This is a genomic window from Rubrivivax benzoatilyticus JA2 = ATCC BAA-35, assembly GCF_000190375.1.
GTDB lineage: Bacteria > Pseudomonadota > Gammaproteobacteria > Burkholderiales > Burkholderiaceae_C > Rubrivivax > Rubrivivax benzoatilyticus.
This window is the reverse complement of sequence record NZ_AEWG01000159.1, coordinates 1-25,909: the sequence shown is the minus strand read 5'-3', so window position 1 is coordinate 25,909 and position 25,909 is coordinate 1. Positions and strand designations below refer to the sequence as shown.

Here is a 25,909-nt window from a genome sequence, read left to right as displayed (position 1 = left end):
CTCAGACGACCGCGGCGATCGCCTCGGCGGTGCGCTCGACGTTGCCGCTGTTGAGCCCGGCCACGCAGATGCGGCCCGAGCGCACGAGGTAGACGCCGAACTCCTCGCGCAGCCGGTCGACCTGCTCGGGCAGCAGCCCGGTGTAGCTGAACATGCCGCGCTGGCTGAGGAAGTAGCCGAAGTCGCGCCCCGGCTTGCGCGCGCAGAGCACCTCGTGCAGCGCGCGGCGCATCGCCAGGATGCGCTCGCGCATCGCCGCGACGTCGGCCTCCCAGGACGCACGCAGACCCGGATCGCCGAGCACGCGCGCGACGACGCCGGCGGCGTGCAGCCCCGGGCTGGAGTAGTTGCGGCGCACCGTGGCCTTCATCTGGCCGAGCACGAGTTCGGCTTCGGCGCGGTCGGCGCAGACCACCGACAGCGCCCCGGCGCGTTCGCCGTACAGGCTCATGCTCTTGCTGAACGAGTTCGAGACGAAGAACGACAGCCCGGCGTCGGCCAGCGCGCGGATCGCGTGCGCATCCTCTTCGATGCCGTCGCCGTAGCCCTGGTAGGCGATGTCCAGGAACGGGATCAGCCCGCGCTCGCGCACGAGGGTGACGATCTCGCCCCACTGCAGGCGCGACAGGTCGACGCCGGTCGGGTTGTGGCAGCAGGCGTGCAGCAGCACGACGTCGCCGGCAGGCAGGCCGCGCAGCGTCTCGCACAGGCGCTCGAAGGCCACGCCGCCGGTCGCCGCGTCGTAGTACGGATAGGCCTTCACGGCCATGCCGGCGCCCTCGAAGATCGAGCGGTGGTTGTCCCAGGTCGGGTCGCTGACCCAGACGGTGGACTGCGGGAACCAGCGCCGCAGGAAGTCGGCGCCGACCTTCAGGCCGCCGCTGGAGCCGATGGTCTGCAGCGTCGCAACGCGGCCTTCGGCGACCGCGGCGCTGCCGGCGCCGAACAGCAGCGCCTGCACCGCGGCGCGCATCGGAGCCGACCCCTCCATCGGCAGGTAGGGCTTGGGGCCGGCTTCGGCCAGCAGCTGCGCTTCGGCCTGGCGCACGCAGTCCAGCACCGGGATGCGGCCGGCGTCGTCGAAGTAGATGCCGATCGACAGGTTGACCTTGGCCGGGCGCGGGTCGCGGCCGAAGGCCTCGTTCAGCGACAGGATCGGGTCGCCCGCGTAGGGCTCGAGGTGGGAGAAGACGGTCATGCCGAAAGCGCTTTCTCGATGTCGGCGGCCAGCGAGGCCGGGGAGTCGGTCGGCGCGTAACGCTTGAGCACGCGTCCGTCGCGGCCGACGAGGAATTTGGTGAAGTTCCACTTCACCGCCTGGGTGCCGAGCACGCCGCGCGCCTCGGCGGTGAGCCATTGCCACAACGGATGCGCATCGCCGCCGTTGACCTTCACCTTGGCCATCATCGGGAAGCTGACGCCGTAGTTGAGCTGGCAGAACGAGGCGATCTCGTCGTTGCTGCCCGGGTCCTGGCCGCCGAACTCGTTGCTCGGGAAGCCGAGGATCACGAGACCGCGCTCGCGGTAGCGCTGCCACAGCTCCTCGAGCCCGGCGAACTGCGGCGTGAAGCCGCAGCGGCTGGCGGTGTTGACGACGAGCACCACCTGGCCGGCGTGGGCGGACAACGGTGCGGGGCGGCCGTCGATCGTGACGGCGTCGAAATCGGACAGGGTCGCGGCCATGAGCGCTCCGATCGTGACGAAACGTGCATCGTAAGCCCCCATCCCACGACCGGCGTTGACAGCGCGAACCGCCGCCGCGCAGCATCGCCGCAGACCCCTGCCGCCGCCATGCTGCACCGCCTCCATCTGCTCGGTTTCAGCGCCTTCGAGCGCAGCACGCTGGCCAGCTGCGTGCGCCTGGCGGGCTCGCGACAGCCGGGCTACGTGCAGGTCGCCACGCCGGAGGACGCCGACTTCCTGGTCGTCGACGCCGACAACGTCGACGCCGTGCTGACGGCCAGCGCCGGCGCACGCGTCGGCGACGCGGTTTTCGTCGGCCGCCACGCCCCCGAAGGTGCAGCCGCCTGGATGCCGCGGCCGCTGGACGCGCTGCTGCTGCTGCGTGAACTCGACGCCATCGTCGCGCTGCGCGGCGCGGCGGCGACGGCCGACATGCCGGCGCTGCCGCAGGCGCTGATCGTCGACGACTGCGAAGCCGCGACACGCCACCTCGCCGGCCGGCTGCAGCGCCTGGGCCTGCCCAGCGTCGCGGCGCGCACCAGCGGCCAGGCCCTCGAACGGCTGGCGCGCCAGCGTTTCGAGTTCGTCTTCGTCGATGTCGAGCTCGGCGAGGCCAGCGAGCTCGACGGCCTCGCGCTGTGCCGCAGGCTGCGCCGCCAGCCCAGCCCGGGCGCACGCGACGCGGTGCTGGTGCTGGTCTCGGCCCAGCACGGCGAGGTCGACCGCGTGCGCGGCGCGCTCGCCGGGGCCGACGCCTACCTGGGCAAGCCGCTGGACGACGACGAGCTGAGCCGGCTGGTGTCGCGGCCGCCGCGCGCCGCGGCACCGGCCAGCCACTGAGACGTCAGCGCGCGGCCAGCAGCGCCGCGCCGACGATCAGCGTGCCCCCGATGACCAGCGGCAGCGTGATCGCCGCCGCGCCCAGCAGCACCGCCGAGGCCGAGGCGAACAGCACCTCGGTGATCATGACCACCGCCGTCGCGTTGGCCGGCAGGCGCGCCGCGCCGTACTGCAGCGCCAGGTTGCCGCCGAGGAAACACACGGCCAGCAGCAGCGCACCGGCGATCCAGCCCGGTGCCGGGGCCGGCGGCGGCGGCACGACGCCGTTCAGGGCCAGCATCGCCGCCAGCGGCCCGGCGACGACGACGCCACCGAGGAACATCGCCAGTGCGCGCGCCGACTGCGGCCGGTGCGCCTCGCGGCGCAGCATCACGTTGTTCAGCGCGAAGCTGAAGCCGCCGGCGATGCCCAGCCACTCGGGCAGCGTGCGCGGCAGCGGCAGGCCGCCGCCCTCGGGCCAGAGCACGACGGCCGCGCCGACCAGCGCCATCGCGACGCGAAACGCCGCCGCGCGTGTCATACGCTCGCCGAGCAGCAGCCGCGCCAGCAGCACCGTCCACAGCGGCATCAGATAGAACAGCAGCACGACGCGCACGACGTCGCCGACGGTCACGCCCCAGTTGAAGGTGGCGTTGGTCGTGCCGGCGGCGGCCACCAGCACCCACAGCACCGGCGTGCGCAACAGCTCGGGCCAGGCCGACGGCCGCCAGGCGCTGATGGCCAGCACGACGCTGCCGTAGACGAACACGGTGGCCCACAGCGGGTGCAGGCCCAGCGCCTGCAGTTCGCGCAGCGGCCACCACGAGACGCCCCAGACGAAGGCGTTGGCCAGCAAGGCCAGCGCCGGCGCCGCCGCGCCAGGGCTGCCGGCGCGCGGCGCGGCGACGTCAATGGCCATCGGTGCGGGCGATCACGAGCAGGCGCTCGACCTCGTCGCGGTGCTGCAGCAGGTTGCGCCGATGCCAGCGCCGGATCGTCTCCATGATGCCGGCGACGACCAGGCCGAAGACCGTGATCGCGGCGAAGGCCGAGAGCTCGAAACGTGTCATGCCGGCGTAGAAGGCGCCCAGCGCCAGGATGCAGGCCTGCTCGTTGAAGTTCTGCACCGCGATCGAGCGCCCGGCGCCCATCAGGTTGTGGCCGCGGTGCTGCAGCAGCGCGTTCATCGGCACGACGAGGTAGCCGCCGGCAGCGCCCAGCAGCAGCAGGAACGGGATCGCGACGTAGAGGTCGCGGATCAGGTTGAGCCCCATCAGCAGCACGCCCATCAGCACGCCCAGCGGGATCACCGCGGTGGCGCGGTCCAGCCGCATGCGCATCGACGCGACGACGGCCCCGGCGGCCACGCCGATCGACACCACGCCGGCCAGCGACGAGGCCTGCGTCGTCGAGTAGCCCAGCGCCGCCGCGGCCCAGGGGAAGACGATGATGCGCAGGTTGCCGCCGACGCCCCAGAACATCGTCGTCGTCGCCAGCGAGATCTGGCCCAGCTTGTCCGACCACAGGCGGGCGTTGCAGCGCGAGAAGTCGCGCACCAGCCACAGCGGGTTGGACGGCAGCGGCTGCAGCGGCGCGTCGGTGCGCGGGATGTAGAGGTTGAACAGCGCCGCCAGCGCGTAGACGAAGAGCAGCACGCAGATCGCGGCCTCGGCCGGCATGTCGACGCCGGTGTCCACGAACGGCAGGTCCAGGCCCAGCAGCACCGGCGCGATGTGCGGCCCGACGAGCTGGCCGCCGAGCACGGTGCCGAGGATGACGCTGGCGATCGTCAGGCCCTCGATCCAGCCGTTGGCCTTGACCAGCTGCGACGGCGGCAGCAGTTCGGTGAGGATGCCGTACTTGGCCGGCGAGTAGGCCGCCGCGCCCAGGCCGACGATCGAGTAGGCCAGCAGCGGGTGGCCGCCGAACAGCATCAGCAGGCAGCCGACGATCTTGATGCCGTTGGAGATCAGCATCACGCGGCCCTTCGGGATCGCGTCGGCGAAGGCGCCGAGGAAGGGCGCGAGCACGACGTAGAAGAGCGCGAAGACGACCGCGAGAACCGGCACGTGCCAGCTGGGCGCCTGGCTGCTGCGCAGGAGTTCGATCGCGGCGACGGTGAGCCCGTTGTCGGCCAGCGAACTGCAGAACTGCGCCGACATGATGGTCGAGAAACCTTTTTTCATCTGTCGCGCGCGCAGCCGGGAACGCCGGTTCCGGGCGCCAGTCCTGTCTCTCCATCCTTTCGGGCAGGCGGTTTATAGCACGCGGCCAACGCCGTTCCGAAGGGCGAAACCCACGAGTCGGCTGGCAAAATGGCCCGGCCATGCCGCGCCCGATCGAAGCCCTCGTCCACGTCCCCGCCCTTGCCCACAACCTGCAGCGCGCCCGCGCCCAGGCCCCCGACGCGCGCGTCTGGGCGGTCGTCAAGGCCAACGCCTACGGCCACGGCATCGAGCGTGCGTACGACGGTTTGCGCGGCGCCGACGGCTTCGCGCTGCTGGACCTGGACGAAGCCGAGCGCCTGCGCACGCTGGGCTGGCGCGGGCCGATCCTGCTGCTCGAGGGCGTGTTCGAACCGCGTGACCTGGAACTCTGTTCGCGCCTGGACCTGTGGCACGCGGTGCACTGCGACGAGCAGATCGACTGGCTGGCAGCGCACAAGACACATCGCCCGCACCGCGTGTTCCTGAAGATGAACAGCGGCATGAACCGCCTGGGCTTCACGCCGGCGGCCTTCCGCGGCGCCTGGGCGCGGCTGGGCGCGCTGCCGCAGGTCGACGAGATCTCGGCGATCACGCACTTCTCCGACGCCGACGGCCCGCGCGGCATCGCCCACCAGATCGCGGCCTTCGAGGCCGCGACGCAGGACCTGCCCGGCGAACGCTGCCTGTCCAACAGCGCCGCGCTGCTGCGCCACGGCGTGAAGAACGACTGGGTGCGCGCCGGCATCCTGCTGTACGGCAGCGCGCCGGACTTCCCCGAACACGACATCGCGCACTGGGACCTGCAGCCGACGATGACGCTGCGCTCGCGCATCATCGCCACGCAGACCCTGGCCGCCGGCGACACCGTCGGCTACGGCAGCAGCTTCACCGCGCCGGGGCCGATGCGCGTGGGCATCGTCGCCTGCGGCTACGCCGACGGCTACCCGCGCCTGTGCCCCACCGGCACGCCGGCGCTGGTGAACGGCCGTCGCACGCGCACCATCGGCCGGGTGTCGATGGACATGCTCGAGGTCGACCTGAGCGAGCTGCCCGACGCCGGCATCGGCAGCGAAGTCACGCTCTGGGGTCGCGGCCCGGGCGGCAGCGTGCTGCCGATCGACGAGGTGGCACGTGCCGCCGGCACGATCGGCTACGAGCTGATGTGCGCCGTCGCGCCGCGCGTGACGATGCGCGTCGCCGAAGACTGATGGCCGGCGCGCCGCGCATCGACCGGCGCGAAGTCGAGTTCGCGGCGATCCGCGCCCAGGGCGCCGGCGGGCAGAACGTCAACAAGGTCTCGAACGCGGTGCACCTGCGTTTCGACATCCGCGCCTCGTCGCTGCCCGATCCGATCAAGGAGCGCCTGCTGGCGACACCCGACCAGCGCATCGGCGCCGACGGCGTCGTCGTCATCAAGGCCCAGACCCACCGCAGCCTGCCGCGCAACCAGGCCGACGCGCTGGCGCGGCTGCAGGCGCTGGTCGACGCCGCGGCCGAGGTGCCCACCGAACGCCGGGCGACGAAACCGACCTGGTCGTCCAAGCAGCGCCGGCTGCAGGGCAAGGCGCGCGACGCCCAGGTCAAGGCCGGACGCGGCCGCGTGCGCGACTTCTGACAGCATCACCCCCGTGGCGAAAACGATCTACACCTGCCGCGAGTGCGGCGGCACCAGCCCCAAGTGGCTGGGCAAGTGCCCGGCCTGCGGCGCCTGGAACTCGCTCGACGAGGGCCTGGCCGAGCCGGCGACGAAGAACAACCGCTTCCAGGCGCTGGCCAGGAGCCAGCCGGTGGCGACGCTGGCCGACATCGACGCCGCCGACGTGGCGCGCACGCCGACCGGCCAGGAGGAGCTCGACCGCGTGCTCGGCGGCGGCATCGTCGCCGGCGGCGTGACGCTGATCGGCGGCGACCCCGGCATCGGCAAGAGCACGCTGCTGCTGCAGGCGCTGGACGCGCTGTCGGCGCAGATGCCGGTGCTCTACGTCACCGGCGAGGAATCGGGCGCCCAGGTCGCGCTGCGCGCGCGCCGGCTCGGCCTGTCGGGCGCCAAGGTGCGTGTCGTCGCCGAGATCTCGCTGGAGAAGATCCTGGCGACGCTGGACGCCGAACAACCGGCCTTCTGCGTCATCGACTCGATCCAGACGCTGTATTCCGACCAGCTGACGTCGGCACCGGGCTCGGTGGCCCAGGTGCGCGAATGCGCGGCGCAGCTGACGCGTGTCGCCAAGACCGGCGGCTGCGCGATGGTGCTCGTCGGCCACGTCACCAAGGAAGGCGCGCTGGCCGGGCCGCGGGTGCTGGAGCACATCGTCGACACGGTGCTGTACTTCGAGGGCGACACGCATTCCAGCTTCCGCCTGGTGCGGGCGATCAAGAACCGCTTCGGCGCCGTCAACGAGATCGGCGTCTTCGCGATGACCGAGAAGGGGCTGCGCGGCGTCAGCAACCCGAGCGCGATCTTCCTGTCCGCGCACGGCGAGCCGGTGTCGGGCTCCTGCGTGCTCGTCACGCTGGAAGGCACACGCCCGCTGCTGGTCGAGATCCAGGCGCTGGTCGACAGCGGCGGCGCCAGCCCGCGGCGGCTGTCGGTGGGCCTGGACCGCGACCGCCTGGCGATGCTGCTGGCGGTGCTGCACCGCCACGCCGGCGTCTCGTGCATGGACCAGGACGTGTTCGTCAACGCCGTCGGCGGCGTGCGCATCGGCGAGCCGGCGGCCGACCTGGCGGTGCTGCTGGCGATCACCAGTTCGCTGCGCGGCAGGCCGCTGCCGCGCGGCTTCGTCGCCTTCGGCGAAGTGGGCCTGGCCGGCGAGGTGCGCCCGGCGCCGCGTGGCCAGGAACGGCTGAAGGAAGCCGCCAAACTCGGCTTCTCGGTCGCCGTCGTGCCCAAGGCGAATGCGCCGAAGAAGCCGATCGAAGGCCTGACGGTGCACGCCGTCGAGCGCATCGAGCAGGCGATCGACATCGTGCGCGGGTTGTGACGATGCGCTGGGCCGTCGTCTCCGACATCCACGGCAACCTGCCGGCGCTCGAGGCGGTGATCGCCGACGCCGGCGCAGTCGACGGCTGGCTGAACCTGGGCGACATCGTGTCCGGCCCGCTGTGGCCGCTGGAAACGGCGCGCCGGCTGATGGCGCTGGGCTGGCCGACGATCGCCGGCAACCACGAGCGCCAGCTGCTGACGCCGCCGCACGACCACCTGGGCGCCAGCGACCGTTTCGCCCACGACGCGCTGGGCGAGGCCGAACTCGCCTGGCTGGCGGCGCTGCCGCCGACGATGGCGCCACATGCCGACGTGCTCGCCGTGCACGGCAGCGGCCGCAGCGACCTGGAATACCTGCTGCACAGCGTGCGCGCCGACGGCCTGCACGAGGCCGACGAGGCCGAGATCGCCCAGCGCCTGCCGGCCGCGGCGCCGGCCGGGCTGCTCTGCGGCCACAGCCACCTGCCGCGCCAGCGCCGCGTCGGCACGACGACGGTGCTCAACCCCGGCAGCGTCGGCCTGCCGGCCTTCGACCACGACCAGCCGGCACCGCACGTCGCCGAGACCGGCACGCCGCAGGCGCGCTACGCCTGGCTGGAGCTCGGCCCCACGGGCTGGACGGCGACGCTGCGCGCCGTCGACTACGACCACGAGAGCGCCGCCCGCCGCGCCGAGGCCCGGGGCCGCGGCGACTGGGCCGACGCGCTGCGCAGCGGCCGCGTCGGCCGGCGCGAATCCGAATCGGGAGAAGGACGATGAACGCCTGGATCGGCTGGGCGCTGGCCGCCGCCGCCATCGCCGCCGGCTATGTCGGCTGGGGCTGGCAAGGTGTCGTGCTCGGCATCACCGTCACCGTGTTCTGGCTGCTGCTGCAGTTCAGCCGCGCGCTGCGCGCGATGCAGCAGGCGGCCAAGCGCCCGCGGGCCAGCGTGGCCAGCGCCGTGGCGCTGCATGCGAAGCTCGAACCCGGCCTGTCGATGCTGCAGGTGATGAAACTCACCGGCAGCATCGGCGAGAAGGTCGGCGACGACCCCGAGACCTTCGCCTGGCGCGACGCCGGCGGCGACGCGGTGCACGTGGCCTTCACCGGCGGCCGCGTCGGCCGCTGGCAGCTGCTGCGCGCCACCGCAGGCCCCGATGCCGGCACGCACCCCGCCGCCTAGAATCGTCCGTCTCTAGAACCGCTCTCAATTCCCGAGGAACCACCATGTCGATGTCCGACCGCGACGGCAAGATCTGGATGGACGGCGCGCTGGTCGACTGGCGCGACGCCAAGATCCACGTCCTGACGCACACGCTGCACTACGGCTGCGGCGCTTTCGAGGGCGTGCGCGCCTACAACACCGCCCAGGGCACGGCGATCTTCCGCCTGCAGGAGCACACCGAGCGCCTGTTCAACAGCGCCAAGATCCTGCGCATGAAGATCCCCTTCTCGCTGCAGGAGGTGATGGACGCGCAGCGCGAGGTCGTGCGCGCCAACAAGCTGGAGAGCTGCTACCTGCGCCCGCTGACCTGGCTGGGTTCCGAGAAGCTCGGCGTCAGCCCCAAGGGCAACACCGTGCACCTGATGATCGCCGCCTGGCCCTGGGGCGCCTACCTCGGCGAGGAAGGTCTGCGCCGCGGCATCCGCGTCAAGACCAGCAGCTACACCCGCCACCACGTCAACATCACGATGACGCAGGCCAAGGCGGTGAGCAACTACACGAACTCGATCCTGGCCAACATGGAGGCCACCGACGACGGCTACGACGAGGCGCTGCTGCTCGACGCCTCGGGCTTCGTCTCCGAAGGCGCCGGCGAGAACCTGTTCATCGTGCGCGGCGGCACCGTCTACACGCCCGACCTGTCGGCCGGCGCGCTCAACGGCATCACGCGCAACACGATCTTCGCGATCTGTCGCGACCTGGGCATCGACGTCGTCGAGAAGCGCATCACGCGCGACGAGGTCTACGTCGCCGACGAGGCCTTCTTCACCGGCACCGCCGCCGAAGTCACGCCGATCCGCGAGCTCGACCGCATCCAGATCGGGGCTGGCGCGCGGGGCCCGGTCACGGAGAAGATCCAGGCGGCCTTCTTCGACATCGTCAACGGCCGCAACCCGAAATACGCCGAATGGCTCACCCAGGTCTGAACTGACATGAACGAACCCAAAGCCACTGTCGAGGTCCAGGCGGCCGACCTCGCCGGGCCGGGCGTCGTGTTCTGCCCGAACCCGAAGATGCCGCTGTGGAGCAACCACCCGCGCGTCTTCATCGACGTCGCGACCACTGGCGAAGGCCGTTGCCCGTACTGCGGCACGGTCTACAAGCTGGCGCCGGGCGTGCACGCTTCCGGCCACTGAGGAGGCACGGCGAGGTGGGCACGCAGCCGCCCCCCTCGCCGGAGCAGGCTGCCCCGACGCCCCCGCCCGAACCGGGCGACGACGGCGATGCGCGCCACGCGCTGTTCCACGCCGCGCTGGCCGGCACCGGCACCTTCGTCTGGGGCTGGGACCTGGACACCGACCGGCTCAGCGACGTCGAAGAAGGCCTGGCGATGCTGGGCTACCGCCCCGGGGACATCGGCCCCACCCAGGCCGACTGGGACCGGCTGATCCACCCCGACGACCTGGCCGCCAACCACGAGGCCTATCTGCGCCACGCGCGCGGCGAGGTCGACGTCTACGAACACTGCTACCGCATCCGCGACGCCGCGGGCCGCTGGCGCTGGGTGCGCGAGCGCGGCCGCATCGTCGAGCGCAGCGCCGACGGCCGCCCGCGGCGCATGCTGGGCACGCAGACCGACATCACCGAGCTGCGCGAGCTGGCCGACACGGCGCAGCAGGCGCTGGAAGGGCTGGCGCGCATCGCGCGCCACGTGCCGGGCACGCTGGTGCAGATCCACGCCGACCCCGAGCGCCGGATCACCTTCCCCTACGCCAGCGAACGCTGCCGGGCGCTGTTCGGCATCGAGCCGGCCGAACTGGCGCGTGACGGGCGGGCGCTGCTGGACTGCGTCGAGCCCGAAGACCGCGGCCCGCTGCGCGCGGCGATCCGCGCCTCGGCACGCACGCTCGAGCCCTGGCGCGCCGAGTTCCGCGTGCGCCGCGCCGGCCAGTTGCGCTGGGTGCGCGGCGAGGCGACGCCGAGCCGCCAGGCCGACGGCTCGACCGTCTGGCACGGCTACCTCGAAGACGCCACCGAACGCCGCGAGCTGGAGCAGGCGCGCCAGGACGCCGCGGTCGCCGCGGCCGCCAACCGCGCCAAGACCGAGTTCCTGTCGCGCATGAGCCACGAGCTGCGCACGCCGCTGAACGCGGTGCTCGGCTTCGCCCAACTGCTCGAGAGCGATCCGGTCGAGCCGCCGAGCGAAAGCCAGCAGCGCCGGATCAAGCTGATCCGCGAAGCCGGCGAGCACCTGCTGCAGATGATCGGCGACCTGCTCGACCTGACGCGCATCGAGTCCGGCGGCATCGAGCTGCGCCTGGCCGCGGTGCCGCTGCGGCCGCTGGCCGAGGAGGCGCTGGCGATGGTCGCCGGCAGCGCCGAACGCGCCCAGGTGACGCTGGCGCTGGCCGACTCCGCCCCCGGTGCGCGCGTGCGCGCCGACGGCACGCGGCTGCGTCAGGTGCTGCTGAACCTGCTGACCAACGCGATCAAGTACAACCGCGCCGGCGGCCGCGTCGAGCTGGAGATCGCGGCCCCGCAAGGCCGCTGGCAGCCGCTGGCGGTGCACGACACCGGCATCGGCATCGCGCGCGACGAGCGCGAGCGCCTGTTCGAGCCCTTCTACCGCGGCCGTGCGGTGCGCGGCCGCGTCGAAGGCACCGGCATCGGCCTGGCGCTGACGCAGGACCTGGTCGTGCTGATGGGCGGGCGCATCGAGGTCGACAGCGAACCCGGCCGGGGCTCGAGCTTCACCGTGACGCTGCCGGCGGCCTGATCAGGGCCGCAGCACGACGTTCAGGCCGGGCCGCAGCTCGGACACCGGGATGTAGCCGATCGCGCCGGGCGTCGCCTGCACGTAGGCGATGATCTCCGCGCTGCTGCGCAGCTCGCGCGGCGGCACGCCCTTGCCGACATGGCGGCGCACCGTCCAGTAGGCGATGTAGCGGCCGTCGTCGAGCTGCACCACCTGCGACAGGAAACGCTCGCGCGACGGCGTGCCCGGCGGCGCGTTGACGACGTTGGCCGCCGTGCCGCCGACCTCGACGGCGCGCCCGGTGTACAGCCGCTGCAGCGTCGGCAGGTCCACGCGCACGATGCCCGGATGGGCGATGACGACGATGTCGACGGGCGGTCCGGCCCAGGCGCTGCAGGCCGGCAGCAGCCCGGCGACGAGGAGGAGGCGGCGACGCATCCGACGCGCCCTCAGAAGGCGAAGCCGTAGTTGATCGACCAGACGTCCACGTGCGTGTCGTGGATCGTCCCGGCGTCCGCCGGCGTGTCGACCAGGCGGCTCATCTGGCCGATCGCGGTGCGCTTCCACTCCGCCTTGAGCTTGTGACCGGGCGCCGGAGTCCAGGACGCGCCGAGCGCGACCGAGCGCTGGTCGGCGGCCCAGATCGTCTCGGCCGTCAGGCGCTGCGCGGCGTTGATCGGCCCGGCCCCGGGGAGGCTCTCGGGCAGCGGGTGGGCGGTCAGGCGGCGATACCAGTCGCGCGTGCCGCGCGTCGAGCGCAGCTGCGACCAGGCGAGGTACGGCGTCAGCGCGCCGAACTCGCGGAACAGCGCCACGTAGCCGCCCGAGGTGTTGGAGCCCAGCTCGGTGTCGTGCTGGATGTCGCGCGCGTACTCGGCCGCAACCCGCCAGTGCGCCGCAAAACGGTGCTCGACGCCGAGCGTGAAGATCAGGTTGGTGATCGTCGACACCGCCTCGACCGGCGGGCCGTAGGGGATCGAGTCGTCGGTCTTGTAGAAGCCGACACCGGGCGCCAGCTCGACCCAGGGCAGCGTCACCGGGATGCGGGAGCCGTCGGTCTGCGCGGTGCGCACGTGGTGCATGCCGGCACGCCACAGCGTGTCGGGCTGGCGCAGCGTCAGCGCGGCGCCGACCGCGTGCACCTCGACCTCGACGAAGTTGGCCCCCGCGGGCTTGGCCGGCGCCAGGCCGTCGCGCGCCCAGAAGCGCGCCGTGGTGCGGGCGCGGCCGCCATAGGCGTCCAGCGAGAGCTCGTCGTCGCCGAGCGCCCAGGTCCGGGTCGCCGACAGGCCGTCGAACTCGTTGGACGGCGCGATCGAGTACATCTCGGTGGGCAGCCGCACCATGTCCTGGGTGGCGCCGACGTCGAGGATCTCGGAGTACAGGTACAGCGGCAGCCGCATGCGGCCGGCGCGCAGCAGCCAGTCGTCGTCCGGCCGCCAGGCGAGGAAGGCCCAGGCCGGCGTCACGTCCCAGCGGTGGTCTCGCTCCAGCGACTCGGCGGCCTTGAGCTGCAGCGTCGCGCTCCAGCGCTCGGCCAGGCGCGCGTCGAGCTGCAGGCCGACCAGCGTGTCGCGTTCGGCGCTGCCGCCGCGGTCGATGCTGCGCTCGACGGCCCAGCCGCGGTTGGACTGCGCCCAGCCCAGCGTGCCGAAGCCCGACCAGGACAGGTCCAGCGCCGCGGCGGGCAGGCTGACGGTGGCGGCGACGGCGGCGGCGGCGAGCGCCCGCAAGGGCTTGTTGTTCTTCATCGTGTCGGGTGGCCGCCGCCTCAGGGCGCCGGCGGCGGGGAGCTGCCGTCGTCGCCGGCATCGCGAAGTTCGGTGGCGATCTCGACGAAGGCGGCCTCGCAGGCGCGCAGGCCCTCGACGAGCACCGGGTCGAAGTGGCGGCCGGCGCCCTGCACGATGCAGTCCATCGCCGCCCGGTGGTCCCAGGCCGGCTTGTACGGGCGCGCCGTGGTCAGCGCGTCGTAGACGTCGGCCACCGCCATCAGCCGCGCCGCCAGCGGGATGTCCTCGCCGGCCAGGCCGTCGGGATAGCCGCTGCCGTCCCAGCGTTCGTGGTGGTGGCGAGCGATCTGCTTGGCGTAGACCAGCATCGGCCCGGCATCGTGGCCGAGCCGGTCGATCGCCTTCTGCAGCAGCTCGGCGCCGCGCACCGTGTGGGTCTTCATGCTGGCCCATTCATCGGCGCTGAGCGGGCCGTCCTTGAGCAGGATCGCGTCGCGGATGGCGACCTTGCCGATGTCGTGCAGCGGCGCGGCCTTGGCCAGCTCGTCGATCGCCGCGGCGCTCAGGTCGGCCGGCGCGCCGGGCCGTGCGGCGTACCAGCTGGCCAGCGTGCGCACGTACTCCTCGGTGCGCTTGATGTGGTTGGCGGTCTCGTTGTCGCGGAACTCGGCCAGGCCGAGCATCAGGAACAGCGTCGTCTCGCGCAGCCGCTCGGCCTCGCGGCAGCGGCGCTCCAGCGCCTGTCCCAGGTGCGCGTTGCGGTCGCGCAGCACGTCGCGCGCGACCTTCAGCTTGAGCTGCGTGGCCACGCGCGCGAGCACCGTCTCGGGATTGAAGGGCTTGTGGATGAAGTCGGCGCCACCGACACGGAAACCCTGCGTCTCGTCCTCGGGCCGGGTCAGCGCCGTCAGGAACAGCACCGGCACGTCGGCCAGCAGCGGGTCGGCCTTGAGCCGGCGGCAGACCTCGTAGCCGTCGAGCTCGGGCATCATGACGTCGAGCACGATGACGTCCGGCGGGCTGCGCCCGGCGATCTCCAGCGCGCGCCGGCCGTTGATCGCGATCTTCACCTGGTAGTCCCGGTTCAGCACCTGGGCCAGCAGCGTCAGGTTGGCCGGCGTGTCGTCGACGACGAGCACGACCGGGCGGCGCAGCGGCGGGTCGGCGCCGGGCGCCGGGGCGTCAACGTTCATCGGGGCCTTTCCGGGGCGCGGTGCGGCGCAGCGCCGCCAGTGCCGCGTCGAACTCGAATCGCGACATCGCGCCGCTGAGCTGCTCGGCCTCGGCGGCGGGCAGCAGCCCGATGAAGTCCGAGGCATGCGACTCCCACATCGAGACGGCCCGGGCGTCGTTGTCGTCCAGAAGCTCGCCGAGCTGCTGCAGCAGTTCCAGCCCCGCGGGCCGGCCGTCGCCCGACGCCGGCTCGGCAGCCGGCGCCGCGCCGGCCAGCAGGCGGCGCAGGTCCGACGGCAGCACCGGCTTGGGCAGCAGCGCACCCACGCCCAGCCCGCCGGCGGCCTGCTGCACCGCCGGGCCGTCGAAGGGCACCAGCAGCACGGTGCGCCGCGGCCGGGCGCCGGCGCTGCGCAGATGGCGCAGCAGTTCGGCACCGTCCATGTCGGGCAGCACCCAGTCGACGACGAGCAGGCCGTAGTCGCCGTCGGCGGACGCGGCCCGCCGCACGCAGGCCAGGGCCTGGCGTCCGGAGACGGCCTCGTCGACGCGCGCCTGCGGCATCAGCGCGTGCAGCATCTGCACCAGAGCGGCACGCGCCTCGTCGTGGGCCTGCACGACGAGCAGCGGGCAGCCGGCCTCGACGGCCGCCTCGCCGGGCGAGGCCGGCGCCGGCGGCAGCGGCACCTGCAGCTCGAAGCACGAACCGCGGCCCGGCGTGCTGCGCGCGTCCAGCCGGCCGCCCATGCGCTCGGCCAACCGCCGCGCAAGCGCCAGCCCCAGCCCCAGGCCGCCGTGGCGGCGCGTGGCCGAGCCGTCGGCCTGCGCGAGCGGCTCGAACAACGCCGCCAGCTGCGCCGCATCCAGGCCGACGCCGGTGTCGGTGACGGTGAAACGCAGGCGCTCGCCGTCCAGCCCGACGGCCAGCCGCACGTGGCCGGCGTCGGTGAACTTCACCGCGTTGCCCAGCAACTGGCCGAGCACGCGGCCGAGCTGCGCCGCGTCGCCCAGGCGCCAGCCGGCGGCGCCCAGCAGCGCCGGAGCCTCGAAGCGGCAGTGCAGCTCCACCGGCTTGCCGCGCGCCAGCACGCGCGCCGCGGCAAAGGCCTCGGCCACGAGATCCTCGACACGCAGCGGTGCGCAGGCCAGCTGCAGGCGGCCGCCGTCCAGCGCCGCCAGCGCGGTCATCGCGCCGAAGAGGTCCAGCAACTGCTGCGAGGCCCGTGCGACCTCCTCGAGACGGCGGCGTTGCGCCGGCGCCAGCTCGGCCTCCAGCGCCAGCCGGGTCTGGCCGACGATGGCGTTCATCGGCGTGCGCACCTCGTGCCCGAGCGTGGCGAGGAAGTCCGCCGGCGCCCGGGAGCCGGTGTCGGCGGCCGGCGCAGGCGCGGGCACCGGGGCCGGCAGCGGATCGCGCTGCGGCAGGCTCGCGGCCGGCCAGGCGCGCAGCAGCAGCACCAGTGCCGGCAGCAGCGTCAGCCGCAGCGCCCAGGTCGCAGCGCCCTCGGGGGCGTCCGGGGCGGCCAGCGCGCTCGCGAGCACCTGCAGCACGAGCGCCGCCAGCGCCACGCGCCCGAGCACGCGGCGGTGCACCGGCCAGCGTTCCCAGGCCGACGCGAGCACGGCCAGCAGCAGCGCCAGCGCCGGAAAGCTCGCCGCCTGCAGCGGCGTCAGCAGCCCCGGCACGGCCAGGCCGGCCCAGGCCAGCAGGACCGCCAGCAGCGCCGCCAGCGGCGGGTTGCGCCACGCCGTCATGGCGGCGGCAGCGCGTCCAGCGCGGCGTCGAAGTCCAGCGCCGCCATGGCCTGCGTCAGCCGGCGCATCACCGGCGGCGCGAGCGCCGCGCGCAGCGCGCGCTGCTGGGTGCGCCAGCATTCGAGCGCCTCGCTGTCGGCGGCCTCGAGCAGCTCGCGCAGGCGGCGCAGCGCCTGTTCGGGCGCGACCTCGGCACCGTCGCGCAGCGGCGCCGGGGCGCTGACCAGCCACGGCGGCGGGGCGGCCAGCGCGGCGTCGATCTCGGCCACCACCTGCGCCAGCGTGTCGCCCAGCGGCAGCAGCGCCGTCTCGGCCTGCGGGCCGGCCTGCGCCGCGGCGGCGCGCTCGAGCGCCAGCGCGTGCTCGCGCAGGGCCACGGCGCCGATCGTCCCGGCCAGCCCCTGCAGCGTGTGCGCGGCGCGGCGCAGCTCGGGCCAGCGGCCGTCGGCAAGCCAGGCGGCCCAGGCGTGCAGACCGTCGCCGTACTCGGCGGCGAAGCCGGCCAGCGTGCGCCTGAACAACGCGACGTTGCCGTCGAACTGCTGCAGCGCCCGCGAGGTGTCCAGCGACGGCAGCGACGGCAGCGGAGCGGCGACGACCGGCGGCGGCGGCGGTGCCGCGTCGGTGGGCGCCGGCGCGCGCCGGTACGGCGCCAGCGCCACCTCGAGCACGGCCACGTCCAGCGGCTTGGCAATGTGGTCCTGCATGCCGGCGGACAGGCAGCGCCGGCGCTCCTCGTCGAGCGCGTGCGCCGTCATCGCGACCACCGGCAGGCGGTCGAAACGCGGGTCGCGGCGCAGGCGGCGCGTCGCCTCGAGGCCGTCGAGCACCGGCATCTGCACATCCATCAGCACGACGTCGAAGGCGTCGGCGCCACGCGCGGCGAGCGTCTCCAGCGCCACCAGGCCGTTGTCGGCGATCGTGACCACGGCGCCGCGGCGGCGCAGCAGCGCGGCGGCGAGTTCCTGGTTCAGCGGATGGTCCTCGACGAGCAGCACGCGCAGGCCGCCCAGCCCCGCGCCGGCGGCGGCAGGCGCAGGCGGCGCCGCCTCGGCCGGGCGGAACAGCCGCCGCAGATCGGCCGGCAGCACCGGCTTGGCGATGAAGTCGGTCGCACCCAGGCCCCGGGCGCACTGGCGCACCTCGTCGGTGCCGTAGGCCGAGACGACGGCGATGCGGGTGCGCGGGTCGAGCTCGTGCAGCCGCGACAGCACCGCGGCGCCGTCGGCGTCGGGCAGCATCCAGTCCAGCAGCACGAAATCGAAGGGCCGTCCCTCGCGCGCCGCCGCCTGCACCAGCGCCAGCGCCTGGGTGGCATCGCCGGCCCCGGCCAGGCGCCCCGCCGAGCCCACGCCCAGCGTGTGCAGCTGGCCCAGCAGCACGAGGCGCGTGTCGGGCTGGTCGTCGACGACGAGCACACGCGCCGCCGCCGCTTCCGGCGAGGCCGCGGGGGCCTCGGCTGCACGCTCGCGCGGCAGCGTCAGCCGCACCTCGAAGCGGCTGCCGACACCCGGTTCGCTGCGCACCGCGATCGTGCCGCCCATCAGCTCGACCAGGCGCCGCGTGATCGCCAGCCCGAGGCCGGTGCCGCCGTAGTGGCGCGTGATCGAGACGTCGGCCTGGGCGAACTCGCGGAACAGGTGGCCGATCTGCTCGGCGCTCATGCCGATGCCGGTGTCCTCGACGACGAGCAGCAGATCGACGACGGCGTCGTCGCCGCTCGTCGCGCTGTCGACGGTCAGGCGGACCTGGCCACGGGAGGTGAACTTCACGGCGTTGGACAGCAGGTTGGTCAGCACCTGCTGCAGCCGCAGCGCGTCGCCGCGCAGCGTGCCGCGGTCGACGAGCAGCGACGGGTCGGCCCAGTCGCACAGCAGCTCCAGCTCCTTGTGCTGCGCCGGCTGGCGCACGAGCTCGACGGCCTGGCCGACCACCTCCTCGAGCGAGAAGCGCGCCGACTCGATCGTCATGCGCCCGGCCTCGATCTTGGAGAAGTCGAGCACGTCGTTGATCAGCGCCAGCATCATGCGCGAGGCCGCCTGGGCCTTGTCGACGAAGTCGCGCTGCTCGCCGCTCAGGTCGGTCTGCAGCGACAGGTGGGTGAGGCCGAGCACGATGGTGTTCATCGGCGTGCGCATCTCGTGGCTCATGTTGCGCACGAAACGCGACTTGGCCTCGTTGGCCTCGTCGGCCTCCTCGCGCGCGAGCTGCAGCTCGCGGCCGGCCTGCTCGCGCGCGGCGATGTCGGCCTGGAAGCGGTTGGCCATCGCGTCCAGCGCATCGCCCAGCCCGGCGAGCTCCTCGACGCCACGCTCGTGGCGCCGGGTGCGCTCGCCGTACTCGCCGCGCGCGATCTGGCGCGCGACGGCGCTGAGCGTGCCGATGGGCTGCAGCACGCGCCGGCGCAGCACCAGCACGACGGCGTAGAACAGCGCCGCCAGCGCCGCATTGGTGACGACGGCCGCCTGGATGCCGGCGGCGAGCTGCTCGCGCGACGAGGCGATCGCCGCGTCGGTGCGCGCGCGCACCTGGGCGCGCAGCTCGCTGACGGCCTCGGCCAGCATCAGCCGGCGGTCCTCGTACTCGCGCGAGCGCACGAGCTCGAAGGCATAGGGCAGGTCGGGATGGCCGTCGTCGACGAAGTCGCCGGCGGCGGTGTCGAACAGGCCCTGGGTCGCGGCCATCGCGATCTTCTCCAGCTCCTGCATGTACTGCGCCGCGGCCAGCATGCGGCCGGCCGCGGCCAGTTCCTCGGACACGAAACCCAGCCGCGACATGCGCTCGAGCATCGGCACGCTGGGCCCGGTGCGCGCCGCGGCGACGTCGCGCACGCGCATGCGTTCGCGCCAGTAGAGCATCGGGTCGACGCCCTCGGGCGCCGGCGAGCGCCCGTCGCGCACGGCGAGGATCTCGTAGTAGGTGTTGAAGTAGCGCAGGTCGCCCTGGCGGTCGGTGCGCGCGGTGAACCCCTGCACCAGCTCGGCCAGCAGCGTGTTCTCGTTCTCGATCTGCTGCACGAAGCCGAGCGCGCGGTCGCGGTCGTCGGTGGCGCGGCGCATCGCCTCGTTGGCCGGGAAGACGAGCCCCCAGAAGACGAGGATGTTGGCCAGCAGCGTCAGCAGGACCGCGGCGGAGAAGCCACGCGAGATCGATCGCAGCTTCATCGGCGGCTCGGCAGGGGGGCGGACGCAGCGGGGCACATCCGGAGGGATATCGAACGAATGCACCCGGAGCTGAGGGACTTCCCCGCCGGGCGCCGTGACGGATGCCGCGAAAGAACGCCGCGCGGCGGTCCCTACAATGCCGGGATGGCTGCGGAAAACCAGTTCGTCCTCACGCTCTCGTGCCGGGACACCAAAGGCATCGTCTTCGCCGTCTCGGGGCTGCTGTACCAGGCGGGCTGCAACATCATCGACTCGCAGCAGTTCGGCGACCTCGACGGCGACGACGCGACGGGCCTGTTCTTCATGCGCGTGCACTTCGAGGCGCCGCAACAGCTGGCCGACGTGCAGACGCTGGACCGGCTGTTCGCCCACACCCGCGAGCAGCACCAGATGGACGTGCGTTTCCACGCCGTCTCGCGCCGCCCGCGGCTGCTGCTGATGGTCAGCCAGCACGGCCACTGCCTGAACGACCTGCTGTTCCGCTGGAAGAGCGGCCAGCTGCCGGTGGAGATCCCGGCGATCGTCTCCAACCACACGACCTTCGCCGGCCTGGCCGACAGCTACGGCATCCCGTTCGTGCACCTGCCGCTGGTCGGCGGCAGCAGCGCCGAGACCAAGCGCGCCCAGGAGCGCGAGGTCGAGGCGATCATCGACCGCGAGCGCATCGACCTCGTCGTGCTGGCGCGCTACATGCAGATCCTCAGCCCCGAGTTCTGCGAGGTGCTGCGCGGCCGGGCGATCAACATCCACCACAGCTTCCTGCCCAGCTTCAAGGGCGCGCGGCCGTACTTCCAGGCCCATGCGCGCGGCGTCAAGCTGATCGGCGCGACCGCGCACTACGTCACCGCCGACCTCGACGAAGGCCCGATCATCGAGCAGGACGTCGAGCGCGTGGACCACACGCTGTCGGCCGAGGACTTCACCGCCGTCGGCCGCGACATCGAGTGCCGCGTGCTGGCCCGCGCGGTGCGCTGGCACGTCGAGCGCCGCGTGCTGCTCAACGGCCACAAGAGCGTGGTCTTCCGCTGAGGCGGCGATGGCGCGCCCGAAGCCGCCCGCGGCGCCGACGATCGCGCTGACGCCCGAGGACGCCGAGGCCGCGTTCTACGAGGCGATGGCCGGCGGCGACGTCGGCCGCATGATGGCGCTGTGGGCCGACGACGAGGACGTGCTCTGCGTGCATCCGGGCGGCGGGCGCGTCGTCGGCACCGCCGCCGTGCGCGCCAGCTACGAGACCCTGCTCGCCGACGGCGGCATCGCGGTGTCCTACGACGCGGTGCACCGGCTGCAGCGCGCCGAGGTCGCGGTGCACCACCTGGTCGAACGCATCCTCGTCGACTCCGCTCGCGGCCGCAGCGAGCTGCGCATGCTGGCGACCAACGTCTACCTGAAGACGCCGCTGGGCTGGCGCATCGTGGTGCACCACGCCACCGCCGCCGGCCCCGACGAGCGGCCGCCGCCCGAACCGGCGCCGACGACGCTGCACTGAGCGGGCCCGGAGCCCGCGCCGCGATGCACGACTACCGCGCCCCGCGCTGGCTGCCCGGCGGCCATCTGCAGACGATCTGGCCGTCGCTGTTCTCGCGCCCCTGGCAACGCGAGACGCCGCCGTACCGGCGCGAGCGCTGGACCACGCCCGACGAGGACTTCGTCGACCTCGACCACCTCGACGCCGCCACGCCCGGCGCGCCGCGCCTGGTGCTGTTCCACGGCCTGGAGAGCTCGTCGACGAGCCGCTACGCGATCGCCTTCGCGCTCGCCGCACGCGCTGCCGGCTGGGCCTTCACGGTGCCGCACTTCCGCGGCTGCTCGGGCGAGCTCAACCTCGCGCCGCGCGCCTACCACTCGGGCGACTTCGAGGAGATCGGCTGGATCCTCGAGCGGCTGCGGGCGCGAGAGAACCGGCCGCTGCTGGCCGCCGGCGTCTCGCTGGGCGGCAACGCGCTGCTGCGCTGGACCGAGGAGCACGGCGACGCCGCCGCGGCCACCGTCAGCGCCGTCGCCGCGGTGTCGGCGCCGGTGGACCTGACGGCCGCCGGCCGGGCCATCGACCGCGGCTTCAACCGCGCCGTCTACGCCCGCCGCTTCCTGCAGACGATGAAGCCGCGGGCGCTGGCCAAGTGGCAGCAGCACCCGGGGCTGTTCGACCGCGAGCGCCTGCTGCGCGCGACGACGCTGTGGGAGTTCGACGACGTGTTCACCGCGCCGCTGCACGGCTTCGCCGGCGCCGACGACTACTGGCGCCGCGCCTCGTCCAGGCCGCATCTGCACGCGGTGCGTGTGCCGACGCTGGTGTTCAACGCCCGCAACGATCCCTTCGTGCCCGGCGACTCGCTGCCCGGGGCGGCGGAGGTCGGCCGGCACGTGACGCTGTGGCAGCCGGCCGAGGGCGGCCACGTCGGCTTCCCGCACGGCGGCTTTCCGGGCGACGTGCGCCCTTTCGCCGACGCGGTCGTCGGCTGGCTGGCTCGCGCCGCCTGAGGCAGCATCGGCCGATGGACGCGATCGTCGAAGCCGCGCTGCGCAAGTGGCCGAACGTGCCGCACTGCTGGGGCTGGCTGGCGCTGGACGCGCGCGGCGACTGGTACATGCGCGACGAGCGTGTGCAGGCCGCCGGGCCGTTCCCGCAGGTCAAGGGCAGCCGCATCGTGCACGACAAGCTGCGCGAGTTCATCCACCGCAACTACCTGCCCGACGAGGCCGGCGCCTGGTTCTTCCAGAACGGGCCGCAGCGTGTCTACGTCGAGCTGGAGGCCGCGCCCTTCGTCTGGCGCGTCGACCCCGGCTTCGGGGTTCAGGCCCACACCGGCGCGGCGGCCGAGCCGCGCGGCGCCTGGCTGGACGAACACGGCCGGCTGTTCCTCGACACCCCGCTCGGCTTCGGCCTCGTGCACACGCTGGACATGGGCCACGCCGCCGAGGCGGTGGAGGCCGGGCGCTGGTTGCCGCAGGAGCTGGCCTTCGCCGAGATGCCGGCGCGTTTCGGCTACGTGCTGACGCCGCAGCCGGCCTGAAACGGCGACGGCCGCCCGCAGGCGGCCGTCAGGCAGCGGACCGGCGGCGTCAGTTCGCCGCGGCGGCCGACGGCGGCTCGGCGAACTTGCCGCCGCCGGCGTTGGCCAGGTAGACCACGGCACGTCCGATCTCTTCGTCGGACGTCACGCCGCCGCCCTGCGCCGGCATCGCGTTCTTGCCCTTCAGCGCCGAGTTCAGCAGCGTGTCGTAGCCCAGCGCGATGCGCGGCGCCCAGGCCGCCTTGTCGCCGAACTTGGGCGCGCCCAGCGTGCCGGCGGCATGGCAGGCGCTGCAGACCGCCTGGTAGACCTGCTCGCCGCTGCGCGGCTCGCCGCCGCCGGCTGGAGCGGCGTCGGCCAGCGCGACGCGGCCCACCGGCTGCAGGCGCAGCGCGATCGCCTGCTCCTCGAAGGCGTCGCCGGCGGCATCCATGCGCGGCTGGGCGCCGAAGTAGCCGGCGACGAGCAGCAGCAGCGTCAGCGGCACCAGGAAGGCCAGCACGACGGTCTGCGTCATGCTGCGCGGGGTCTTGGCGGGGCCCTCGGGCGCGGTGGGATCGGCGTGGTCGCTCATCGGTATTCGTCGCATCGGCCGGCCGGCCGGGTTCGCTGGTGATCAACCACAGTCGGGGCCGGGCCGCCGCCGCGCCGGGACTCGACGGCCCAGGCTAGAATGCCGGCTCACCTGGCGACCGTGGTGAAGTGGATATCATGCGGCCCTCCGAAGGCCGCGTCGCAAGTTCGATTCTTGCCGGTCGCGCCAACACCGGGCTTCTCAGCGCCCGAAAGCCCCAAAAATGAAACGGCTGCCCATCGGGCAGCCGTTGTCGTTTCCTGAAGACGTGAAGACGGGGTCAGGTCTCGCGAGACCTGACCCCGGACTGGCGACGGCGAGACTCAGCCGTGCGCTTCCTTCTTGCCCAGCAGCGCCCACAGCAGGATGGCGCCGAAGGTCGCGGTTCCGATGCCGCCGAGCGTGAAGCCGCCGAACTTCAGCGTGTAGTCGCCGGTGCCCAGCACCAGCGTGATCGCGGCGACGACGAGGTTGCGGTTGTCCGAGAAGTCGACCTTGTTGTCGACCCAGATCTTGGCGCCGGCCACCGCGATCAGGCCGAAGACGACGATCGACACGCCGCCCATCACCGCCAGCGGGATGGCCTGGATCAGCGCGCCGAACTTCGGCGAGAAGCCCAGCAGCAGCGCGATCAGCGCCGCGCAGACGAACATCGCGGTCGAGTAGATCTTGGTCGCCGCCATGACGCCGATGTTCTCGGCATAGGTCGTCACGCCGGTGCCGCCGGCCGAGCCGGAGATCATCGTCGCGACGCCGTCGCCGACGAAGGCGCGGCCCATCAGCGGGTTCATGTCGCGGCCGGTCATCGCGCCGACGGCCTTCAGGTGGCCCAGGTTCTCGGCGACGAGGATGATCGCCACCGGGGCGATCAGCAGCATCGCGCTGGCGTCGAACACCGGCGAGGTGAACGACGGCGCGCCGAACCACGCGGCGTTGGCCACGCCCGACAGGTCGATCGGCTTGCCCAGGCCCATGCCGTTGGTCAGCACGGCGTAGACGATGCTCGCGACGATCAGGCCGACGAGGATCAGCAGCCGCTGCGTGAAGCCGCGCGTGAAGACCGCGACGCCAGCCACGCAGACGAAGGTCACGCCCTGCATCCAGGCGTCGAACGAGGTCGGCGCCATGTTCTTGATCGGCACGCCCGCCAGGTTCAGGCCGATGACGGCGACCACCGAGCCCGTGACGACCGGCGGCATCAGCGCCTCGATCCAGCGCGTGCCGACGGCCATCACGATCAGGCCGATCAGCGTGTAGAGCGCGCCGCAGGCGATGATGCCGCCGAGCGCCACGCCCAGGTTGCCGTTGGCGCCCTGCCCGGCGTAGCCGGTGGCGGCGATGACGACACCGATGAAGGCGAAGCTCGAGCCGAGGTAGCTCGGCACCTTGCCGCCGGTGATCAGGAAGAAGACGAGCGTGCCGATGCCGCTCATCAGGATCGCGAGGTTGGGATCGAAGCCCATCAGGATCGGCGCCAGCACCGTGGCGCCGAACATCGCGATGACGTGCTGCACGCCCATCGCCGCGGTCTGCGGCCAGGGCAGGCGCTCGTCGGGGGCGACGACGGCACCGGGGGCGGGGCGCACTTCGCGCCAGCGGAAGATCGAACTCATCGGGGGTTGCTCTCGTGTGGTCTCGGCTCGTGGCCGGGCGCGAGTCTAGGCCCGCCGCGGCCGCAGCGGCCCGCAGCCAGGTCAGCGGCCCGCGCGGTCGGGGGCGGGCCACGCTTGCGTGCCCTGCGGCGGCCGCTACAGTGCGGCACGCCGATGTCCGCCACCCGCCGCCTCTGCCGCCTCGCCGTCGTCGCCGCCGCCGCGCTGGTCGCCGCGTGCGCGACCAAACCCGGCCGTGACGGCCCGCCGGCCCGGCCGCCCGGCGACCTGGCCTCGACCCCCGACGCGCTGCCGCGTGTCGAGCCGCTGCGCCGCGGCGGCCCGAACAAGCCCTACGAGGTGTTCGGCAAGCGCTACGTGCCGATGGACGCCGACCTGCCGTACAGCGAACGCGGCCTGGCCTCGTGGTACGGCACCGCCTTCCACGGCAAGTCCACCTCCAGCGGCGAGCCCTACGACATGTACGCGATGACGGCGGCGCACAAGACGCTGCCGCTGCCGAGCTACGCCGTCGTGCGCAACCCGGCCAACGGCCGCGAGGTCGTGGTGCGCGTCAACGACCGCGGCCCCTTCGTCGCCGGGCGCATCATCGACCTGAGCTACACCGCGGCGCTGCGCCTGGGGCTGCTGGCCGGCGTGGCGCCGGTCGAGGTGCGCCGCCTGACGCACGACGAGATCCGCGCCGGGCTGTGGCGCCGCGGCGCGCCGCCGCCCGAGAGCGTGCCGGCGCCGGCAGCCGCGCCGCCGGACGCCGACGACCCGCTGATGGCGCTGGTGGCCGCCAGCGCCGAGCGCCCGCCGGCGAGCGACGCGGCAGCCCGCACGAACGGCACGACGGCCGACGCCGCGCCGGGCTTCTGGCTGCAGCTCGGCGCCTTCCGCCAGGCCGAGGGCGCCGCGACGCTGCGCCGCCAGGTGCTCGACGCCGCCGGCGAGCTCGCCGTCGCGGTCTTCGACGACGTCGTCGCGTTCCGCGTGCAGGCCGGCCCCTACGCCACGCGCGCCGAGGCCCAGGCCGCGGCCGAGCGGGTGCGCGCGCGGCTGCTGATCGTGCCGCTGGTCGTCGAACGCCGCCCCTAGGCTGGCGGCGGCGGCGCCTTGTCCGCCCACAGCCTTTCCCGGATGCTCGTCCGCGACATCGACGAGACGACGAGAGGCGCGAGATGGGCACCGTGGACCGCAGCATCACCTTCATCGTTCCCGGCCGCCTGCAGCGCGGGACCGCCGGCCCGGCCGGCGCCTGTGCCGCCGCCACGCCGCTGCCAGGCCGCGTGCGCGACTCGGTGCGTGT

Annotated in this window: 25 protein-coding genes and 1 tRNA gene; 15 read left to right on the top strand and 11 right to left on the bottom strand. The window is 73.3% G+C overall.

Annotated elements, in window-relative coordinates; all coding sequences use genetic code 11:
• Position 1 precedes the first annotated feature (1 nt).
• Together RBXJA2T_RS18645 and RBXJA2T_RS18640 are read right to left on the bottom strand one after the other, a co-directional pair.
• Entirely contained in the window at positions 2-1,198 is a 1,197-nt protein-coding gene (locus RBXJA2T_RS18645; RefSeq protein ID WP_009858985.1) for an amino acid aminotransferase, read from the bottom strand.
• A complete protein-coding gene (locus tag RBXJA2T_RS18640; protein ID WP_009858984.1) occupies positions 1,195-1,683 on the bottom strand; it encodes a glutathione peroxidase in 489 nt (162 codons plus the stop codon). Before RBXJA2T_RS18640 ends, RBXJA2T_RS18645 begins: the two co-directional genes overlap by 4 nt.
• Before the next feature lie 108 nt (positions 1,684-1,791).
• Here RBXJA2T_RS18640 and RBXJA2T_RS18635 point away from each other — a divergent pair, with 108 nt between their 5' ends.
• A complete protein-coding gene (locus RBXJA2T_RS18635) occupies positions 1,792-2,523 on the top strand; it encodes a response regulator (RefSeq protein ID WP_009858983.1) in 732 nt (243 codons plus the stop codon).
• Between the two features lie 4 nt (positions 2,524-2,527).
• On the opposite strand, the gene RBXJA2T_RS18630 is transcribed toward RBXJA2T_RS18635, so the two are convergent.
• Positions 2,528-3,421, bottom strand: coding sequence for a DMT family transporter (locus tag RBXJA2T_RS18630; RefSeq protein ID WP_009858982.1), 894 nt, complete (start codon positions 3,419-3,421; stop codon positions 2,528-2,530).
• Positions 3,411-4,688 carry a lysophospholipid transporter LplT gene (lplT, locus tag RBXJA2T_RS18625; protein WP_029718422.1) on the bottom strand — a complete coding sequence of 426 codons (1,278 nt, stop codon included), beginning with the start codon at positions 4,686-4,688 and terminating at the stop codon, positions 3,411-3,413. The genes RBXJA2T_RS18630 and lplT overlap by 11 nt, the downstream gene beginning before the upstream one ends.
• A 140-nt stretch (positions 4,689-4,828) precedes the next feature.
• On the opposite strand from lplT, the gene alr reads away from it, so the two are divergent.
• The 8 genes from alr to RBXJA2T_RS18585 are packed head-to-tail and all read left to right on the top strand — an operon-like array spanning position 4,829 to position 11,613.
• Positions 4,829-5,917 (top strand): alanine racemase, encoded by a 1,089-nt coding sequence (alr, locus tag RBXJA2T_RS18620; RefSeq protein WP_009858980.1) that lies wholly within the window; start codon positions 4,829-4,831, stop codon positions 5,915-5,917.
• On the top strand, positions 5,917-6,324 hold the full coding sequence (gene arfB, locus RBXJA2T_RS18615) for an alternative ribosome rescue aminoacyl-tRNA hydrolase ArfB (RefSeq protein ID WP_009858979.1): 408 nt from the start codon (positions 5,917-5,919) through the stop codon (positions 6,322-6,324). The genes alr and arfB overlap by 1 nt, the downstream gene beginning before the upstream one ends.
• Before the next feature lie 13 nt (positions 6,325-6,337).
• Entirely contained in the window at positions 6,338-7,690 is a 1,353-nt protein-coding gene (gene radA / locus RBXJA2T_RS18610) for a DNA repair protein RadA (protein WP_009858978.1), read from the top strand.
• 2 nt (positions 7,691-7,692) lie between these two features.
• Positions 7,693-8,451 carry a metallophosphoesterase family protein gene (locus RBXJA2T_RS18605; protein WP_050801799.1) on the top strand — a complete coding sequence of 253 codons (759 nt, stop codon included), beginning with the start codon at positions 7,693-7,695 and terminating at the stop codon, positions 8,449-8,451.
• Positions 8,448-8,855, top strand: coding sequence for a hypothetical protein (locus RBXJA2T_RS18600; RefSeq protein ID WP_009858976.1), 408 nt, complete (start codon positions 8,448-8,450; stop codon positions 8,853-8,855). The genes RBXJA2T_RS18605 and RBXJA2T_RS18600 overlap by 4 nt, the downstream gene beginning before the upstream one ends.
• 44 nt (positions 8,856-8,899) lie before the next feature.
• The gene (locus tag RBXJA2T_RS18595) at positions 8,900-9,823 is read left to right on the top strand and encodes a branched-chain amino acid transaminase (protein WP_009858975.1); all 924 of its coding nucleotides are present in this window, start codon (positions 8,900-8,902) and stop codon (positions 9,821-9,823) included.
• Between the two features lie 6 nt (positions 9,824-9,829).
• Positions 9,830-10,033, top strand: coding sequence for a zinc-finger domain-containing protein (locus RBXJA2T_RS18590; protein ID WP_009858974.1), 204 nt, complete (start codon positions 9,830-9,832; stop codon positions 10,031-10,033).
• 14 nt (positions 10,034-10,047) lie between these two features.
• Positions 10,048-11,613, top strand: coding sequence for a PAS domain-containing sensor histidine kinase (locus tag RBXJA2T_RS18585; protein WP_009858973.1), 1,566 nt, complete (start codon positions 10,048-10,050; stop codon positions 11,611-11,613).
• Here RBXJA2T_RS18585 and RBXJA2T_RS18580 read toward each other — a convergent pair whose 3' ends face one another.
• From RBXJA2T_RS18580 to RBXJA2T_RS18560, 5 genes are read right to left on the bottom strand one after another with little or no spacing between them, the layout of a single operon-like run.
• Positions 11,614-12,030: a type 2 periplasmic-binding domain-containing protein gene (locus tag RBXJA2T_RS18580; RefSeq protein ID WP_009858972.1), complete on the bottom strand. Its 417-nt coding sequence runs from the start codon at positions 12,028-12,030 to the stop codon at positions 11,614-11,616. It abuts the gene before it with no gap.
• A gap of 11 nt (positions 12,031-12,041) precedes the next feature.
• Positions 12,042-13,343 carry a hypothetical protein gene (locus tag RBXJA2T_RS18575; RefSeq protein ID WP_009858971.1) on the bottom strand — a complete coding sequence of 434 codons (1,302 nt, stop codon included), beginning with the start codon at positions 13,341-13,343 and terminating at the stop codon, positions 12,042-12,044.
• A 20-nt stretch (positions 13,344-13,363) separates the two neighbouring features.
• Positions 13,364-14,518, bottom strand: coding sequence for an HD-GYP domain-containing protein (locus tag RBXJA2T_RS18570; RefSeq protein ID WP_009858970.1), 1,155 nt, complete (start codon positions 14,516-14,518; stop codon positions 13,364-13,366).
• A complete protein-coding gene (locus RBXJA2T_RS19635; protein WP_009858969.1) occupies positions 14,508-16,253 on the bottom strand; it encodes an ATP-binding response regulator in 1,746 nt (581 codons plus the stop codon). The genes RBXJA2T_RS18570 and RBXJA2T_RS19635 overlap by 11 nt, the downstream gene beginning before the upstream one ends.
• Positions 16,250-19,417 (bottom strand): hybrid sensor histidine kinase/response regulator, encoded by a 3,168-nt coding sequence (locus tag RBXJA2T_RS18560; RefSeq protein WP_009858968.1) that lies wholly within the window; start codon positions 19,415-19,417, stop codon positions 16,250-16,252. The genes RBXJA2T_RS19635 and RBXJA2T_RS18560 overlap by 4 nt, the downstream gene beginning before the upstream one ends.
• 144 nt (positions 19,418-19,561) lie before the next feature.
• On the opposite strand from RBXJA2T_RS18560, the gene purU reads away from it, so the two are divergent.
• The 4 genes from purU to RBXJA2T_RS18540 are packed head-to-tail and all read left to right on the top strand — an operon-like array spanning position 19,562 to position 22,431.
• Complete coding sequence (purU, locus tag RBXJA2T_RS18555) at positions 19,562-20,446, top strand: formyltetrahydrofolate deformylase (protein ID WP_009858967.1); 885 nt, start codon at positions 19,562-19,564, stop codon at positions 20,444-20,446.
• A gap of 7 nt (positions 20,447-20,453) precedes the next feature.
• Positions 20,454-20,906, top strand: coding sequence for a YybH family protein (locus RBXJA2T_RS18550; RefSeq protein ID WP_009858966.1), 453 nt, complete (start codon positions 20,454-20,456; stop codon positions 20,904-20,906).
• 23 nt (positions 20,907-20,929) lie between these two features.
• Entirely contained in the window at positions 20,930-21,898 is a 969-nt protein-coding gene (locus RBXJA2T_RS18545; RefSeq protein WP_009858965.1) for a YheT family hydrolase, read from the top strand.
• 14 nt (positions 21,899-21,912) lie between these two features.
• Entirely contained in the window at positions 21,913-22,431 is a 519-nt protein-coding gene (locus tag RBXJA2T_RS18540; protein ID WP_009858964.1) for a DUF2946 family protein, read from the top strand.
• Positions 22,432-22,480: 49 nt separating this feature from the next.
• On the opposite strand, the gene RBXJA2T_RS18535 is transcribed toward RBXJA2T_RS18540, so the two are convergent.
• Positions 22,481-23,005, bottom strand: a complete 525-nt coding sequence (locus RBXJA2T_RS18535) for a c-type cytochrome (protein WP_009858963.1) — start codon at positions 23,003-23,005, stop codon at positions 22,481-22,483.
• A gap of 114 nt (positions 23,006-23,119) precedes the next feature.
• On the opposite strand from RBXJA2T_RS18535, the gene RBXJA2T_RS18530 reads away from it, so the two are divergent.
• Positions 23,120-23,194: transfer RNA gene (locus tag RBXJA2T_RS18530), tRNA-Arg, on the top strand.
• Between the two features lie 134 nt (positions 23,195-23,328).
• Here the strand turns inward: RBXJA2T_RS18530 and RBXJA2T_RS18525 are convergent.
• Positions 23,329-24,618, bottom strand: coding sequence for a solute carrier family 23 protein (locus tag RBXJA2T_RS18525; RefSeq protein ID WP_009858962.1), 1,290 nt, complete (start codon positions 24,616-24,618; stop codon positions 23,329-23,331).
• 153 nt (positions 24,619-24,771) lie between these two features.
• Between RBXJA2T_RS18525 and RBXJA2T_RS18520 the strand changes: the two genes are divergently transcribed.
• The gene (locus tag RBXJA2T_RS18520; RefSeq protein ID WP_009858961.1) at positions 24,772-25,698 is read left to right on the top strand and encodes a septal ring lytic transglycosylase RlpA family protein; all 927 of its coding nucleotides are present in this window, start codon (positions 24,772-24,774) and stop codon (positions 25,696-25,698) included.
• Positions 25,699-25,909 lie beyond the last annotated feature (211 nt).